13 protein-coding genes and 1 tRNA gene are annotated in these 14,066 nt (G+C 55.9%); 11 read left to right on the top strand and 3 right to left on the bottom strand.

The window, feature by feature from the left end; all coding sequences use genetic code 11:
- The first annotated feature begins 75 nt into the window (after nt 1-75).
- The 5 genes from ubiE (at nt 76) to moeB (ending at nt 5,072) form a co-directional block, all read left to right on the top strand.
- Nucleotides 76-852 (top strand): bifunctional demethylmenaquinone methyltransferase/2-methoxy-6-polyprenyl-1,4-benzoquinol methylase UbiE, encoded by a 777-nt coding sequence (gene ubiE / locus RIC29_04300; GenBank protein ID MEQ8734121.1) that lies wholly within the window; start codon nt 76-78, stop codon nt 850-852.
- A gap of 40 nt (nt 853-892) precedes the next feature.
- The gene (gene ubiB / locus RIC29_04295; GenBank protein ID MEQ8734120.1) at nt 893-2,437 is read left to right on the top strand and encodes a 2-polyprenylphenol 6-hydroxylase; all 1,545 of its coding nucleotides are present in this window, start codon (nt 893-895) and stop codon (nt 2,435-2,437) included.
- An 89-nt stretch (nt 2,438-2,526) separates the two neighbouring features.
- A complete protein-coding gene (gene coaBC / locus RIC29_04290; protein MEQ8734119.1) occupies nt 2,527-3,753 on the top strand; it encodes a bifunctional phosphopantothenoylcysteine decarboxylase/phosphopantothenate--cysteine ligase CoaBC in 1,227 nt (408 codons plus the stop codon).
- Nucleotides 3,754-3,778: 25 nt separating this feature from the next.
- Entirely contained in the window at nt 3,779-4,240 is a 462-nt protein-coding gene (gene dut, locus RIC29_04285; GenBank protein MEQ8734118.1) for a dUTP diphosphatase, read from the top strand.
- Between the two features lie 34 nt (nt 4,241-4,274).
- Complete coding sequence (gene moeB, locus RIC29_04280; protein MEQ8734117.1) at nt 4,275-5,072, top strand: molybdopterin-synthase adenylyltransferase MoeB; 798 nt, start codon at nt 4,275-4,277, stop codon at nt 5,070-5,072.
- A gap of 24 nt (nt 5,073-5,096) precedes the next feature.
- Here the strand turns inward: moeB and RIC29_04275 are convergent, their stop codons facing one another.
- Nucleotides 5,097-5,951 carry an OmpA family protein gene (locus RIC29_04275; GenBank protein MEQ8734116.1) on the bottom strand — a complete coding sequence of 285 codons (855 nt, stop codon included), beginning with the start codon at nt 5,949-5,951 and terminating at the stop codon, nt 5,097-5,099.
- A 216-nt stretch (nt 5,952-6,167) separates the two neighbouring features.
- Here RIC29_04275 and rlmN point away from each other — a divergent pair, with 216 nt between their 5' ends.
- The 4 genes from rlmN (at nt 6,168) to RIC29_04255 (ending at nt 10,800) form a co-directional block, all read left to right on the top strand.
- Nucleotides 6,168-7,403: a 23S rRNA (adenine(2503)-C(2))-methyltransferase RlmN gene (gene rlmN, locus RIC29_04270; GenBank protein ID MEQ8734115.1), complete on the top strand. Its 1,236-nt coding sequence runs from the start codon at nt 6,168-6,170 to the stop codon at nt 7,401-7,403.
- An 11-nt stretch (nt 7,404-7,414) separates the two neighbouring features.
- A complete protein-coding gene (locus tag RIC29_04265; protein MEQ8734114.1) occupies nt 7,415-8,626 on the top strand; it encodes a DUF2207 domain-containing protein in 1,212 nt (403 codons plus the stop codon).
- 113 nt (nt 8,627-8,739) lie between these two features.
- A complete protein-coding gene (locus tag RIC29_04260) occupies nt 8,740-9,945 on the top strand; it encodes an argininosuccinate synthase (GenBank protein ID MEQ8734113.1) in 1,206 nt (401 codons plus the stop codon).
- Nucleotides 9,946-10,032: 87 nt separating this feature from the next.
- Nucleotides 10,033-10,800, top strand: coding sequence for an enoyl-CoA hydratase (locus RIC29_04255; protein ID MEQ8734112.1), 768 nt, complete (start codon nt 10,033-10,035; stop codon nt 10,798-10,800).
- A 7-nt stretch (nt 10,801-10,807) separates the two neighbouring features.
- Here the strand turns inward: RIC29_04255 and folD are convergent, their stop codons facing one another.
- Together folD and RIC29_04245 are read right to left on the bottom strand one after the other, a co-directional pair.
- Nucleotides 10,808-11,707, bottom strand: a complete 900-nt coding sequence (folD, locus tag RIC29_04250) for a bifunctional methylenetetrahydrofolate dehydrogenase/methenyltetrahydrofolate cyclohydrolase FolD (GenBank protein MEQ8734111.1) — start codon at nt 11,705-11,707, stop codon at nt 10,808-10,810.
- A gap of 40 nt (nt 11,708-11,747) precedes the next feature.
- Nucleotides 11,748-12,050 (bottom strand): YggT family protein, encoded by a 303-nt coding sequence (locus RIC29_04245; protein ID MEQ8734110.1) that lies wholly within the window; start codon nt 12,048-12,050, stop codon nt 11,748-11,750.
- 212 nt (nt 12,051-12,262) lie between these two features.
- Between RIC29_04245 and RIC29_04240 the strand changes: the two genes are divergently transcribed.
- Both RIC29_04240 and RIC29_04235 read left to right on the top strand, forming a co-directional pair.
- Nucleotides 12,263-12,338, top strand: a tRNA-Ala gene (locus RIC29_04240).
- 637 nt (nt 12,339-12,975) lie between these two features.
- Nucleotides 12,976-13,983 (top strand): AraC family transcriptional regulator, encoded by a 1,008-nt coding sequence (locus RIC29_04235; protein ID MEQ8734109.1) that lies wholly within the window; start codon nt 12,976-12,978, stop codon nt 13,981-13,983.
- The last annotated feature ends 83 nt before the right edge of the window (nt 13,984-14,066 follow it).

Genomic DNA, 14,066 nt, shown 5'->3' with positions numbered 1-14,066 from the left:
GGGCCTGGGTTAGGACCCGGGTTAGAAGAGGGTTAGGGATAGCTCCCAAACCCGGCTTCGTTTAAAGTGAACGGCATGAGTGCTCTTGAAAATCAAACGCCAGAAGAGGCCACGCATTTTGGCTTCGAGACCGTGCCCGTTGCCGCCAAAGCCGGACGGGTGCGCGCGGTGTTCGATGCCGTGGCCCCCAAATACGACCTGATGAACGATCTGATGAGCGGCGGCGTGCACCGGTTGTGGAAAAACGCCATGGTCGACTGGTTGGCCCCGAAAACAGGGTGGTCCACCATTGATGTGGCGGGTGGCACCGGCGATATCGCTTTTCGGATTCGCGACCGCATGGGCAATGCCAATGCGCCCGGAAAAGTGACCGTCTGCGACATCAATCAGGCGATGCTGGAACAGGGCCGGGACCGGGCCTTGGACCAAGGCCGCTTGCACGGCCTGGACTGGGCGGTCGGCAATGCCGAGTCTCTGCCTTTTCCCGACATGCATTTCGATGCCTACACAATTGCGTTTGGTCTGCGGAACGTGACCAATATTCAGCAGGCGCTGAATGAAGCGCGGCGTGTGTTAAAACCCGGTGGTCGTTTTTTGTGCCTGGAATTCAGTCAGGTTGTGGTCCCCGGCTTGGACAAAGCGTATGACGCCTATTCTTTTAGTATTCTACCGCGCCTGGGGCAGGCCGTGGCCGGAGACGGCAGCGCGTACCGGTATCTGGCCGAGAGCATTCGAAAATTTCCAACGCAGGAACCGCTTAAAGAGATGATGGCAGACGCAGAACTGGGCTGCACGTCTTATCGCAATCTGGCCGGTGGCATTGCCGCCCTGCATTCAGGATGGCGGCTGTAACCGGTCGCTGCACCGACAACGCCGACAGCATCTGACATTTATGATTCGCTTCTTTCGCAACTTCACCCGCCTGATTGGCATTAGCAGAACGCTGGCCCGGCACGATGCCCTGTTTCTGCTGGATGGATATGCCATTGGTCGTGCTGTTGCCTCGGCAGTCCGGCTAACCGCAAAACCGGACCCAAAACTAAAAAACCTGCGACCGGGACAGCGCCTAGCGGCGGCGCTGACCTCTCTCGGGCCGACATTTATTAAACTGGGGCAAACCCTGTCTACGCGCCCTGACCTGTTGGGCCAAAGCGTGACCGACGACCTGACAGGATTGCAGGACCGTCTGCCGCCCTTTGCCTTCGCAGACGTCAAACGCGCCCTCGCGGCTGATTTTGATGGCGGCATGGACGCCCTGTTTGAGTCGATTAACCCTGAACCCGTTGCCGCCGCGTCCATTGCCCAGGTGCATTTTGCGACCACCACTGAAGGCGACGAGGTTGCGGTTAAAATTCTGCGGCCCGGAATTCGAGAAGCCTTTCATACGGATCTCGACCTGTTGTACTGGCTGGCCGAGACCGTTGAGAGTACGCAACCCAGGCTGCGCCGCCTGAAACCGGTTGAAACGGTGCGCGCCTTTGAACAGGCTGTGCATATTGAAATGGACCTGCGGTTCGAAGCCGCCGCCGCCGAAGAACTGCGCGAAAATTTTGCCGACGAACCCCGGTTCCGGGTGCCGAAGATTGATTGGCAACGCACCTCTGAACATGTGCTGACGCTGGAGCGGGTGTCCGGGGCGCGGGTTGATCAACCGCGCGATGTGGAAGCCCTAGGGCTTGAGCCGGTCGATCTGGTGAAAACCTCCGCGGAAGTGTTTTTCAGCATGGTCTTTCATCACGGCTTTTTTCATGCCGATATGCACCCGGGAAATCTGTTTGTGTCGGACGACGGCACGCTGATCGCCATCGACTTCGGCATTATGGGCCGGATCGACGCTCCGACTCGCAGACGCCTGGGCGAGATGCTGTTGGGCTTTCTAACCCGGGACTACACCCGGGTGGCTGAAGTTCATATTGAAGCGGGCTATGTGCCGGCCAACAAAGATGTGGGCGCGTTTGCACAGGCTTGTCGCTCCATCGCCGAACCCATTCTGGGCAAGCCCCTGAGCGAGATTTCTCTTGCCCGCCTGTTGGGCCAGTTGTTTCAGATTACCGAGACCTTTGACATGGAGACCCAGCCGCAATTGCTGTTGCTTCAAAAGAGCATGCTGCTGGCCGAAGGCGTGGGGCGTGTGTTGGCCCCCAACGTCAATATGTGGGAATTGGCCCGCCCCCTGATTGAAGACTGGATGGTCAAAGAACTGGGGCCGGAAGGCAAACTGCGTGATGTGGTGTCGGACACCACGACGACCCTGGCCAAACTGCCGCGCTTGATTGACAGCGTGGATGCGGCGGCGGCTCAAATACGGCGGCAGGGCCTCAAGCTGGACCCGGAAACCGCCGCTGCCATCCGGGGCCGGGCTCCAGGCCGGTCGCGCATCAATTGGTGGCCCTGGGCGATTGCCGCTGTTGCCGTCCTGTTGTGGGTTTCGGGTTAAGGTGACGGCTGAGGTTAGAGTCGTATAAACTGCGGTTCTGACGTAGAAGAGCCGTCTTGAACTGAGTCTCTCATTAAATGAGTCTCTCAATGACTGGAAAGACAGAGTCCGTGCTTGAGAACCGCCGCATCCTGTTAATCGTTTCTGGTGGCATTGCCGCCGTAAAGGTGCCCGATTTGATTCGCCGTCTGCGCGAACGCGGTGCCCACGTGCGGTGCATTCTCACAGAGGCCGGTGCCCAATTTGTCACGCCCATGAGTTTGGCCGCGCTGTCCGGTGACAAGGTGTTTCAAGAATTGTTCTCTCTGACCGACGAAAGTGAGATGGGGCACATCAACCTCAGTCGGGAGGCCGACGTGGTGCTTGTCGCCCCGGCGACCGCCAACATTATGGCCAAGCTGGCCCATGGTCTGGCCGACGACCTGGCCACCACCGCGCTGCTGGCCACCGACAAGCCAGTGATATTGGTCCCGTCGATGAATGTGATGATGTGGACCCACCCGGCCACGCAATCCAACTTGAGCACTTTACAAGAACGCGGCGTGACCATCGTTGGTCCTGGGGCCGGTGATTTGGCCTGCGGCGAAGTGGGCAATGGGCGTATGGCTGAAGTGCCCGATATCATCGCCGCATTGAGCCAGCACTTTCAGACCCATGAGGGCCAGGGAGCGCTCACAGGATACTCAGCCCTGGTGACCAGTGGACCGACCCACGAGCCGATTGATCCAGTGCGCTACATTGCCAACAGATCCTCCGGCAAGCAGGGACATGCTATTGCCGCAGCGTTGGCTGACCTCGGCGCAAAAGTCACGCTGGTGACCGGCCCGACAACGTTGGCTGATCCGGACGGCGTAACCGTGAAATCTGTGCAGACGGCCGCGCAGATGCATAAGACATGCTTGGCCGCACGCCCCTTCGATATTGCCGTGTGCGCCGCCGCCGTGGCGGACTGGCGTGTCAGCGGTGCGGGCACATCAAAAATGAAAAAGACGGGCGATGGACCACCGGCGCTTGTGCTAACCGAAAACCCGGACATTTTGGCCGCGCTGTCAGAGAAGACTGATGCGCGTGCAAAACTGGTGATTGGCTTTGCGGCAGAAACTGAAAACGTGATCGAGAACGGCACCAAAAAGCGGGCCTCCAAAAACTGCGATTGGATTGTCGCCAACGATGTGTCTGGCGGTTTCGGCAGCGACAGCAACACGGTTCATATTATTACGGAAGATGGCGTCGACAGCTGGCCGACCCTGCGCAAGCAAGCGGTGGCCGAGCGCCTGGCCGCGCGCATCGCCGAACATTTTAACACCCCCTCCTAATGTTTCAGTTTTTGTAAGAAGAGTTATGACCAACACGCATTCCATCGCCGTTGCCGTTAAACGTCTGCCCCACGGCGCAGACCTGCCGCTGCCCGCCTATCAAACCGATGAGGCCGCCGGGATGGATTTATATGCCGCGATTGACGCCCCCATTACGCTGGACCCGCAAGAGAAAACCATGGTGGCCACTGGTCTGGCGATTGCCCTGCCATCGGGCTTTGAAGCGCAAGTGCGGCCAAGATCGGGCCTGGCCGCGAAGCACGGCGTGACTGTTCTCAACAGTCCGGGCACCATTGATGCGGATTATCGCGGCGAAGTGAAAGTGATTCTGATCAACCATGGCCCGGAGCCCTTTGTGATTACGCGCGGCGAACGCATCGCGCAAATGCTGGTCGCCCCCGTGACACGGGCTATTCTGGACGTCGTCGACGAATTGCCTGAAACCGTGCGCGGCGCAAGCGGCTTTGGCTCCACCGGTCGCGGTTAAGGCGTCGCATTTTAAGTGAACGACAAAGACGGACATGAACGACATATCGCCCCCCTTAACTGAAGATCAGATTGAACGGTACGCGCGCCACATTCGGCTGAAGGATGTCGGGATGGCGGGGCAAGCGAAGTTGCTGGCCGCAAAAGTATTGGTGGTGGGGGCCGGTGGACTGGGGTCGCCCTTGATTCAGTATTTAGCCGCTGCGGGCGTCGGCACGCTGGGCATTGTCGATGACGACACGGTTGATGCCTCAAACTTGCAACGCCAAGTGCTGCACGCAACCGCGCATCTAGGGCGCAGTAAAGTTGACAGCGCGATGATCGGCGCACAGGCGATCAATCCGGACGTGAACATTATCCCACACCTCACCCGCCTGACTTCTGACAATGCGCGTGAGATTATTCAGAACTACGACATTGTGGCCGACGGCAGCGACAATTTTGAAACCCGCTTTCTGATCAATGACACCTGCTTCGCAGAGAAGAAGACCCTGGTGTCGGGCGCGGTGATCCGGTTTGATGGACAACTGTCGACGTACAAACCCCATGACGGCGGACCGTGTTACCGCTGCCTGTATCCAGAACCGCCACCGCCTGAAGATGTGTGGACCTGTGAGCAGGCTGGGATTTTAGGTGCGGTGGCCGGTGTGGTGGGCACCTTGCAAGCCACCGAAGTCTTGAAAGAAATTTTAGGCATCGGCCTGGGTATGGCCGGACGGTTGCTGATTTATGATGCCCTAGACGTATCCACCCGCATCGTCAAAGTGAACCCCGATCCGCACTGCTCTCTGTGTTCCGCGCACGCTTCTACGCAAGGTTCTGCGCGCACATAAAACACAGAGGCGCTTTAGCGGGACCTACTTTTCAAAAATAATGTCGACGCGGCGGTTGTCTTGCTCGCGCGTGCCATCGGGACGCGGCGCACGCGGCCGTTCTTCGCCGTAGGCTTCAACCCGCATCTCACTTTGATCAATGCCTTCGTCAGCCAAAGCATTGTAGACCGTCTCGGCGCGGCGCTGTGACAACATGATGTTGTAATCGCTTGAGCCCGCAGAGTCCGTATGACCAATCACTAAGACCGTTGCGGGATTATATTTTTCGTGGGCTTCAGAAATCTGACTGACCACGGCGCGGGCGTCGGCATTCAAATTAGAAGAATCAAAGTCGAAGAAAATCTGGAACTGCTCGGGCATCGCCGGATCAGGCATGGGGGCTTTTTCAGCCACGGCCGCAGGCTTGGCGGCTTCGAGCGCGCGCATGGCCGTGTTGAAGCTGGACCGGCACGCCGCGATATCTGCCGGCTGGCGATCTTCTTCCTGTTCTTGCATCCAGCAGTCGAACGCTGATTGCGCCATGGCCGCCATAACCGGCATATCGGCCCGTGTTTGATCGGTCAGGACCGTCATGAGACGTGAACGCGCCTCACTGAGTGTGTTGCTGGCATGGCTGGGAATTGAGCGGTTCGACAGAGCTTCCGGCATAAACGTCTCGCCGGCGGCGGCGCGTCGTGCCCGCTGAACAAAGGTTTTGGTATCCCCCCAGTCGGCTTCCGCGCGCTCAGATTGAGCGAGGTCTGCATAATCGTTCTGCAAGGCGCGGTGAAAGTCATCGCCGCGGTTGGGCAGAGAGCGTGCGCCAGGCACATCGTAATTGGCACCACATGCTGCCAGACCCAGTGCAGCCGTTGCCAGCATGATCGAACGTAACATCATTATATCCCTCTCCCTTTCGCCGTAGCTCCGCGTTTCCAAATTTCAGTCTCGGTGATCACGCACAGTTCAAAACCGCGCAGATGTCTCCTCACCCCAGATCATGGAGCATGTTACCTGAAGTCCCCCGGAAACGGGGCCAGATTACCTTTCTAGCGTTGTGCCCGTTAGGAGACAAGAACCCTTTGCGATTCAACCATTTCAGCGTAATGAGGGCCTATGCCTGACGATACGCTTCACCACACAGCTTCGCATGCGCCAATTGGGGCAGAATCCCGGGGTCAATTTCAGGACACCCGCAGCTCTCTTGTGGGTTTAGATAAGGCTGAACTCACGGCCCTGGCTGAAAACCTTGGGGAAAAGCCCTATCGCGGGACCCAGTTGTTTCATTGGATTTATAACCGTGGTGCCCGCCGTTTCGAAGATATGACCGATGTTTCCAAAGCCTTCAGAACGGTTTTGCTTGAGAAATTCACGCTGGACCGGCCCAGAATCGCCCAGGAGCAACTATCAGAAGATGGCACGCGCAAATGGCTCCACGCGTTTGTGGATGGCCAGAAGGCCGAAGCGGTGTTCATTCCGGAAGAAGATCGCGGCACCCTGTGCATCTCGTCGCAAGTGGGCTGCACGCTCACCTGCCGGTTTTGTCACACCGGCACCCAGCGCCTGGTGCGCAACCTGACACCCGCCGAAATTGTCGGTCAGGTGATGATTGCCAGGGACGCCTTAAACGAATGGCCGACCCCAACTGAAGAAGCAAAGCTGCTGTCAAACATCGTTTTGATGGGCATGGGTGAACCATTGTACAATTTCGATGCCGTGAAAAGCGCCATGCAAACGGTGATGGCCAGCGATGGTTTGGCGCTGGGACGCCGCCGGATTACGCTGTCAACGTCTGGCGTGGTCCCCGGCATTAAACGCTGCGGTGAGGAACTGCGCGTGAATCTGGCGATCTCTTTGCATGCCGCAAATGACGAGACCCGGTCTGAGATCATGCCGATCAACAAGAAGTATCCGCTGAAAGATCTGATGGCCGCCTGCCGCGATTATCCTGGCGCTTCTAATGCCCGCCGCATCACCTTTGAATATGTAATGTTGAAAGGCATCAACGACGCACCTGCTGATGCACGCGCGCTGGTGAAGCTGGTCAAAGACGTGCCGTGTAAGTTTAATCTGATTCCGTTCAACCCCTGGCCCGGCACACCCTACGAGTGCTCGAATGCCAAAACGATCAACACGTTCCAGAGCATTCTGACCAACGCAGGACTGACCTGCCCGGTGCGTACGCCGCGGGGTCGGGATATTCTTGCGGCCTGCGGGCAACTTAAAACGGACTCGGAAAAACTGAGTGCGCGGGAACGCCGGGAACAGGCCGAAAAGATGTGGGCTGAGAAAGAAGCGCAAGGGACACAGCCGCGTGCAGCGCCTCACCCACCGTCTCAACACTCCTCTTAGTGTGAACGAAAGTGACAGCTGACACCGTTGTCTGGGTTGGCTTGGCCGGACTTGGGTTGGTTCTGACCTATTATGGAGGTGTCTGGTTCTCCTGCCACTGGACGTCTCGCAACCGCAGTCTTCTCGTCCACTGCGCGCCGCCGGAAGGCGTGGGGCCTGCGGCCTGCCGCTACATCATGGCGATGGAATGGGATGCTAAAGGGTTGGCCACCGCCCTGCTCAATCTTGCCGCCAAGGGGTTTGTGAAGATTTCAGAATTTGAAGAGAACAAATACAAATTCACTCGGACCGGGCAAAGTATAAAGCAGACGCAGTTATCACCGGGGGAAACGGTCGCCGCATCAGCGCTGTTCGGTAACAACACCTGGAACTCGTTTGTCTTCCGATCTGAAAATCACGCCATCGTGGACCAGACCCGGAAGACGTTACGCCGCAGCCTGAAAGAAGATTTTGAGAACGTTTACTTTGTCAAAAACAAGTCTCTACTCAGCATCGGTACGGCCTTATCAGCCCTGGCCTTAGCTGGAATGGTGGCCGTCAGTGATGCTGGTGCAGGTATGGGCGTGTTCGCGCTGGCCGTATCGTTGATCTCGTTTGGGCTGTATCCCTTGCTGTTGGGCATTTGGACCGGGTGGCGCACGGGGGAAGGCGGTGTGATTATTTTTTCTCTGAGCACAGCAGTGTTTATCATCGGGGCTGGAGTCGTAATGGGCGATGTTCAGGGCGTATTGCTTGAGTTCCTGGACGGTATTGCCCCCGCACACATCGGCGTCATCCTCTTGATCGTCGGCATCAATGTCTTGTTTTACCATGTGCTGAAAGCGCCCAGCCGCCTGGGCCGCAAAGTGATCGACCATATTGAGAGCTTTCGCCTTTACCTGTCGGCGGCTGAAAAAGACCGCTTAAATTTTCACAACGCGCCGGATGTGACCCCGGAGCTTTTTGAAAAATACCTGCCCTATGCCATCGCCCTGAACGTTGAGACTGAATGGGGCACACAATTTGAGATGGCCTTAAACCGCCTTGGCACGCCGCGCACTGCTGACGGTTATGAACCCTCTTGGTTCGACAGTTCTTTTTACGCCTGGCCAACGCCAACGGACTTTGCACAAGGATTTGCCCCGGCTTTTGGGGACTCCATCGTCAGCTCGCTTATATTGTCGTCCAGTGTTAGTGCCAATGGTAGTGAAAGTGGCAACGGCGGCGTGGCTGGTGAGCCCTAACCCGCCATTGACCACTTGCCCTGCTCTGCTTGAACCCTATACTCCGCCGCCATATCGGCAGGCCCTATATCCCCTGCCGTCCTGATAATTCTCTGATGTGGGACCACAAGACCATGAGCCGCGATAAAGTTGTTCTCGCCTATTCGGGCGGACTAGACACCTCAATCATTCTGCGCTGGTTGCAGGAAGAAAAGAATTGTGAGGTCGTGACCTTCACCGCTGATTACGGGCAAGGGGAAGAACTTGAGCCGGCCCGTAAGACCGCCGAGCTGATGGGCATTCAGCACATCTTTATTGAAGACCTGAAAGAAGAGTTTGTCCGCGACTATGTGTGCCCAATGTTCCGGGCTAATGCGGTTTACGAAGGCGTGTATCTGCTGGGAACATCCATCGCCCGGCCGTTGATTGGCAAGCGTCTGGTGGAAATCGCCCGTGACACCGGGGCCGTGGCGATCTCTCACGGCGCGACAGGCAAAGGCAATGATCAGGTGCGCTTTGAGTTGGCCGCCTATGCCCTGGAGCCAGGCATTAAAGTGATTTCACCCTGGCGCGAATGGGATTTGAACAGCCGGGCCAAGCTGATCGAATACGCTGAGAAGCATCAGATTCCCATTCCAAAGGATAAACGCGGTGAAGCGCCTTATTCGATGGACGCCAATTTGCTGCATATCTCCTATGAAGGCAAAGCGCTGGAAGACCCCTGGACCGAGCCTGACGAAGACATGTTCCGCATGACCGTTTCGCCGGAAGCGGCACCCGACACCCCAGAATATATTGAGGTCGAGTTCGCGCATGGCGATCCGGTTGCCGTGAACGGCGAAAAACTCTCTCCGGCCACGCTACTTGCAAAGTTGAATGAACTGGGTGGTAAGCATGGCATCGGCCGGTTGGATCTGGTGGAAAACCGCTACGTTGGCATGAAATCGCGCGGTATTTATGAAACACCGGGCGGCACCATCTGGCTGACAGCGCACCGGGCCATGGAGAGCATTACGTTGGATCGGGAAGAGGCTCACCTGAAAGACGACCTGATGCCGCGTTATGCCAAGCTTATCTATACGGGCTATTGGTTTGCGCCGGAGCGGGTGGCATTGCAGGCGGCGATTGATGCAACACAACAGTACGTCACCGGCACGGTGCGTTTGAAACTTTACAAAGGCAATGTGATTGTGGCGGGACGGAAATCACCCAACAGTCTATACAGCATGGAGCACGTGACCTTTGAAGAAGACGACGTGTACGATCAGCACGATGCCGAGGGCTTCATCAAACTGAATGCGTTGCGTTTGCGTCTCGGTGCGTTAGCACGAAACAAGTAAGTGCGTTAGCACGAAACAAGTGAGCGCATTAGCGCGAAACAAATAGCTACGTTAGCGGGTGACATTATAAAAGAAAGGCCGCATGAGATGAGTGAACACATCAAAACTGAACAGCGCGATGGCGTGCTGACTCTGACCATCTCACGGCCGGAAAAAAAGAATGCCCTGACGGTGGCGATGTATGCGGCACTTGCTGACGCTATTATGGGTGCAGATGCAGACTCCACAGCGCGGGTGATTTTGATCACTGGCACCGCAGACAGCTTTACAGCGGGGAATGACCTCAAGGATTTTCTTGAGAATCCACCGACGGATTCAGCCAGTCCCGTGTTCAAGTTTATGCATGCGATCGCGGGCGCGAAGACCCCCATTGTGGCCGCGGTGAATGGCCTGGCCATTGGCATTGGCACGACGCTGCTGCTACACTGTGACTTGGTGTATGCCGCCGAGACCGCCCGCTTTCAGATGCCGTTTGTCAACCTGGGTTTGGTGCCGGAACTGGGATCGAGCCTGGTGCTACCTGCTCTGGCTGGCCGCGCCCGCGCGTCGGAGTTGTTGATGTTTGGTGAGCCCTTTGATGCAAAAACCGCACAGGACATTGGATTGCTGAACGCCATCTGCGCCGCAGATGATTTGCTGAAAACAGCGCAGGCCGCGGCGGCAAAATTGGCCACAAAACCGCCGGCGGCGTTGCGTAAAACCAAAGCCTTGATGAACAGCAGTGACGCTGCCATTCACAACCGCATTGATGCGGAAGCGGCTGTGTTCGGACAGCAACTGGACAGTGACGAAGTGAAAGAGGCCATTGCCGCCTTTTTTGAAAAGCGCGCGCCAGATTTTTCTATGTTTAATTAATCTCGTCTCAAATGTTGGCCGGCAACTGCAGATCATCCAGGCCATTTTGCAAACGCGTGGCGCGCAAGGCATTAAACATCAGGCATACGATGGTCATAGGGCCGACGCCGCCGGGCACTGGCGTAATGGCGGAGGCCACCTCTGACACAGCTTTGAAATCAACATCGCCCACAAGACGATCTTTGTCGCCGTCACCCGGCAGCCGATTGATGCCGACATCAATGACTACGGCGCCGGGCTTGACCCAATCTGCCTTGACCATTTCCGGACGACCGACCGCCGCAATAAGAATATCGGCACGCCGGCAATGGGCCGCTAAATCTTTGGTGCGCGAATGGGCCATGGTGACGGTGCAGTTATCGGTCAACAGAAGCTGGCCCATGGGTTTGCCAAACAACAGAGACCGGCCAATGACGATGGCATCCTTGCCACTCAGATCGCCGATCTGCTGGTGCAGCAACAGCTGACAACCGAGCGGCGTACACGACACCATACCCACCTCACCAGCCATGAGGCGGCCGGCATTTTCCGGGTGCAGGCCATCGACATCTTTGAGCGGATCGATGGCCTGAATGATGGGCTTGTCATCAAGATGCCCGGGTAAAGGAAGTTGGACCAAAATGCCGTTGACCTTGGGATCTGCGTTGAGCTTCTGGACCAGCGATAATAGCGTCGCCTGATCAACATCTGCCGGCAGAGTGTGCTCATAAGACTCCATGCCCAGCTTGACCGCCGTTTTGCGTTTGCTGCGCACATACACCTGACTGGCGGGATCTTGCCCAACCAAAACAACCGCCAGACCCGGTGTGAGATTGTGCTGAGTTTTGAGCTCAACAACCTGATTGCCAATCCAGTCGCGCAGACCTGCTGCGGTGGATTTGCCGTCAATGAGGCGTGCTGTGCTCATAAAAAACTCCAGTGATTGGCGGTGCGCACCAGTGAGACGGCTATTGCGTCATCATCCAGCGAATCAACATGCCGATGTAACTCTGCGCCAACCAAATGCCCAGCAAAACAATGATGGGGGAGAGGTCCAAGCCGCCCATGATGGGCACGTACTGCCTGACCTTGCGAAACACTGGTTCTGTCAGCTGGGTCAGCGCCGACCAAATCATATTCACAATCTGATTGTGAGTGTTGATGACGCCAAAGTTGACCAGCCAACTCATAATGACGGCGGCGACAACCACGTACCAGTAAAGGCCAATAATGATTTGAACGAGTTGAACGATGGGAACAAGTAGTGCCACCTATGAGCCTCCAGGTTGCCGTATCCAGGCGTGATGTGAAGCGCTAACCTAGTGAGCAGAACCCGGTCATACAAGTGTATCCTGCGGCAAAGGACATGCGTTATGGATCAAACCTCGCAGTCTGAAAAACACAGTACCGCCTGCTGCGCCGTGACGCTTGACTTCACTTGACTTCACGGGCGGCTCCGCACAGTATCCGCGCCGTTCCCTGGGGGGCCGTAGCTCAGTTGGGAGAGCGCGACGTTCGCAACGTCGAGGTCAGCGGTTCGATCCCGCTCGGCTCCACCAAATTCCCCAATAAAATCAATTACTTATCGATGCGTTGAATTTCTGCACCGCACAACTTTTCGCTTGCGGAAGCACTGCGGAAGCAGTTGGATGTGATGAAAAATATTTTTGATTAATCTGCACTGAATTCACAAATGCAACTCGCCACAATCCTCGTATCTGATAAATGAGCTTGTCTGATTCGTTGGTTAACTAGGTTTTTCAAAATCCGCTAACCGTCCAACAGCGGACATTATTTAACCGTGCCGGTATGTCTGCTTTTAGCCAAAAGCGGACATGCCAACTGAGCATTAGACAAAGAAAAACCCCACTCCGGTATCTCAGGGCAGGGTTCAATTCAACTACTGCAATAGTTTTCCTTATGGGGTCCGGCGTTTAATTCTTAAACCGAGAAGCCCAAAACCCAGCAGCACCAATGCACCTGGTGCGTGTACGCTTCTTTCCATCTCAGCGAGAGAAAAACTTCCTGAGGACACTGTCATGGTGTCAATGCTGGCTTCAAAGCTGAAGTAACGCGTTGCGTTTTTCATTGGCAGCTTTGGTGAGTCTGTATCTGGCTTTGCACACCTAACCGTTCCGAGTCTCACGGATAAGGCATGTACTCGATATCAAAGTTTGTATGTTGTAAATTGAACGTATGGGCTCTATCTCATCACTGTTCGCACGCAAAGTCATCACAGCGGCTGGGGACTCTGTTGACCGTGATGCACTATTGTCCTCCGTCGGGCTTGAGCCTTCGAGCCAGACAGATGTGGCTCATATGATTTCTGATGAAGTCTACTACGATCTCCTGGAACGCATACTTGAGCAGATGGAGCATGGGCATGAACTGCCGGTGCGGGTCGGCCCGCTCATGTTGTGCGACAACTATGGAGCGCTGGGACTGGCCTGGAAAGCTGCTCTCACGTTGCGGCAATCATTTGAACGGGTCGTGAGTTATGCCCGTTTGTGGACCAGTGTTGCCGAATATGAACTGAGACCGGAAGGACAAAACGCCTATTTCATACTCCACAGAGTTGGGGAACGACGACTTGGACTACGGGTCTCGAATGAATGCACTCTGGCAAGTGCGACTTCAATCGTCCGCCAAGTCTCACCCGTTCAGTTTTCTCCGCTTGAAGTGCATTGCAAGCACGCTGGTCCGGAAAACAAGGCGGCGCATGAGGCGTATTTCGGATGCCCGGTGATCTGGAATTCTGAGTTGGATGCCCTGTTGGTCTCTGAAGACGATTTAAACCGCCCAAACCTGTTGGGTGATGCAGGCATTACGCAGTTTCTCATTACACATCTCGATCAAGAAATTGAAAAATATGCAGCGGAAGACACTTTTCCGGATGACGTGAGAAACGTCATTGCACGGGCCTTAAGCTCAGGCGTACCGAAAGCCAGTGCAACGGCACGCCAATTGGGCATCAGTGAGCGTACCCTCCAGCGCCGGCTCAAGTCAGGAGGACTCACATTCCAAACTATCGTCGAGAACGCACGCTCTGACCTTGCAAGAGGCTTGCTTGTGCAAAGCGATTATTCATTGGCTGAAATCGCGTTCTTGACCGGTTTTTCTGAACAAAGCGCCTTTTCTAGAGCCTTCAAGCGATGGAGTAGCCATACCCCGGCAAAATTTAGAGAAAAGCATAAGCCGGTCTAGGACCGGGTCCGGTGGCGGCAAGTGTTAAAAGGTTGGCGGGCCCCGTCAATATCTCATCGCCCTATCGCGTCAGACTGTATGCA

Source organism: Rhodospirillaceae bacterium (genome assembly GCA_040219235.1).
Classification (GTDB): Bacteria; Pseudomonadota; Alphaproteobacteria; order Rhodospirillales; family Rhodospirillaceae; genus WLXB01.
This window is presented reverse-complemented; position numbering and strand designations above follow the sequence as displayed.

Coding starts and splice junctions, on each gene's coding strand:
- coaBC (MEQ8734119.1), top strand. CDS start 2,527: ATGACTGGAAAGACAGAGTCCGTGCTTGAGAACCGCCGCATCCTGTTA.
- folD (MEQ8734111.1), bottom strand. CDS start 11,707: ATGAGCACAGCACGCCTCATTGACGGCAAATCCACCGCAGCAGGTCTG.
- RIC29_04275 (MEQ8734116.1), bottom strand. CDS start 5,951: ATGATGTTACGTTCGATCATGCTGGCAACGGCTGCACTGGGTCTGGCA.
- rlmN (MEQ8734115.1), top strand. CDS start 6,168: ATGCCTGACGATACGCTTCACCACACAGCTTCGCATGCGCCAATTGGG.
- moeB (MEQ8734117.1), top strand. CDS start 4,275: ATGAACGACATATCGCCCCCCTTAACTGAAGATCAGATTGAACGGTAC.
- ubiB (MEQ8734120.1), top strand. CDS start 893: ATGATTCGCTTCTTTCGCAACTTCACCCGCCTGATTGGCATTAGCAGA.
- RIC29_04235 (MEQ8734109.1), top strand. CDS start 12,976: ATGGGCTCTATCTCATCACTGTTCGCACGCAAAGTCATCACAGCGGCT.
- RIC29_04260 (MEQ8734113.1), top strand. CDS start 8,740: ATGAGCCGCGATAAAGTTGTTCTCGCCTATTCGGGCGGACTAGACACC.
- ubiE (MEQ8734121.1), top strand. CDS start 76: ATGAGTGCTCTTGAAAATCAAACGCCAGAAGAGGCCACGCATTTTGGC.
- RIC29_04255 (MEQ8734112.1), top strand. CDS start 10,033: ATGAGTGAACACATCAAAACTGAACAGCGCGATGGCGTGCTGACTCTG.
- dut (MEQ8734118.1), top strand. CDS start 3,779: ATGACCAACACGCATTCCATCGCCGTTGCCGTTAAACGTCTGCCCCAC.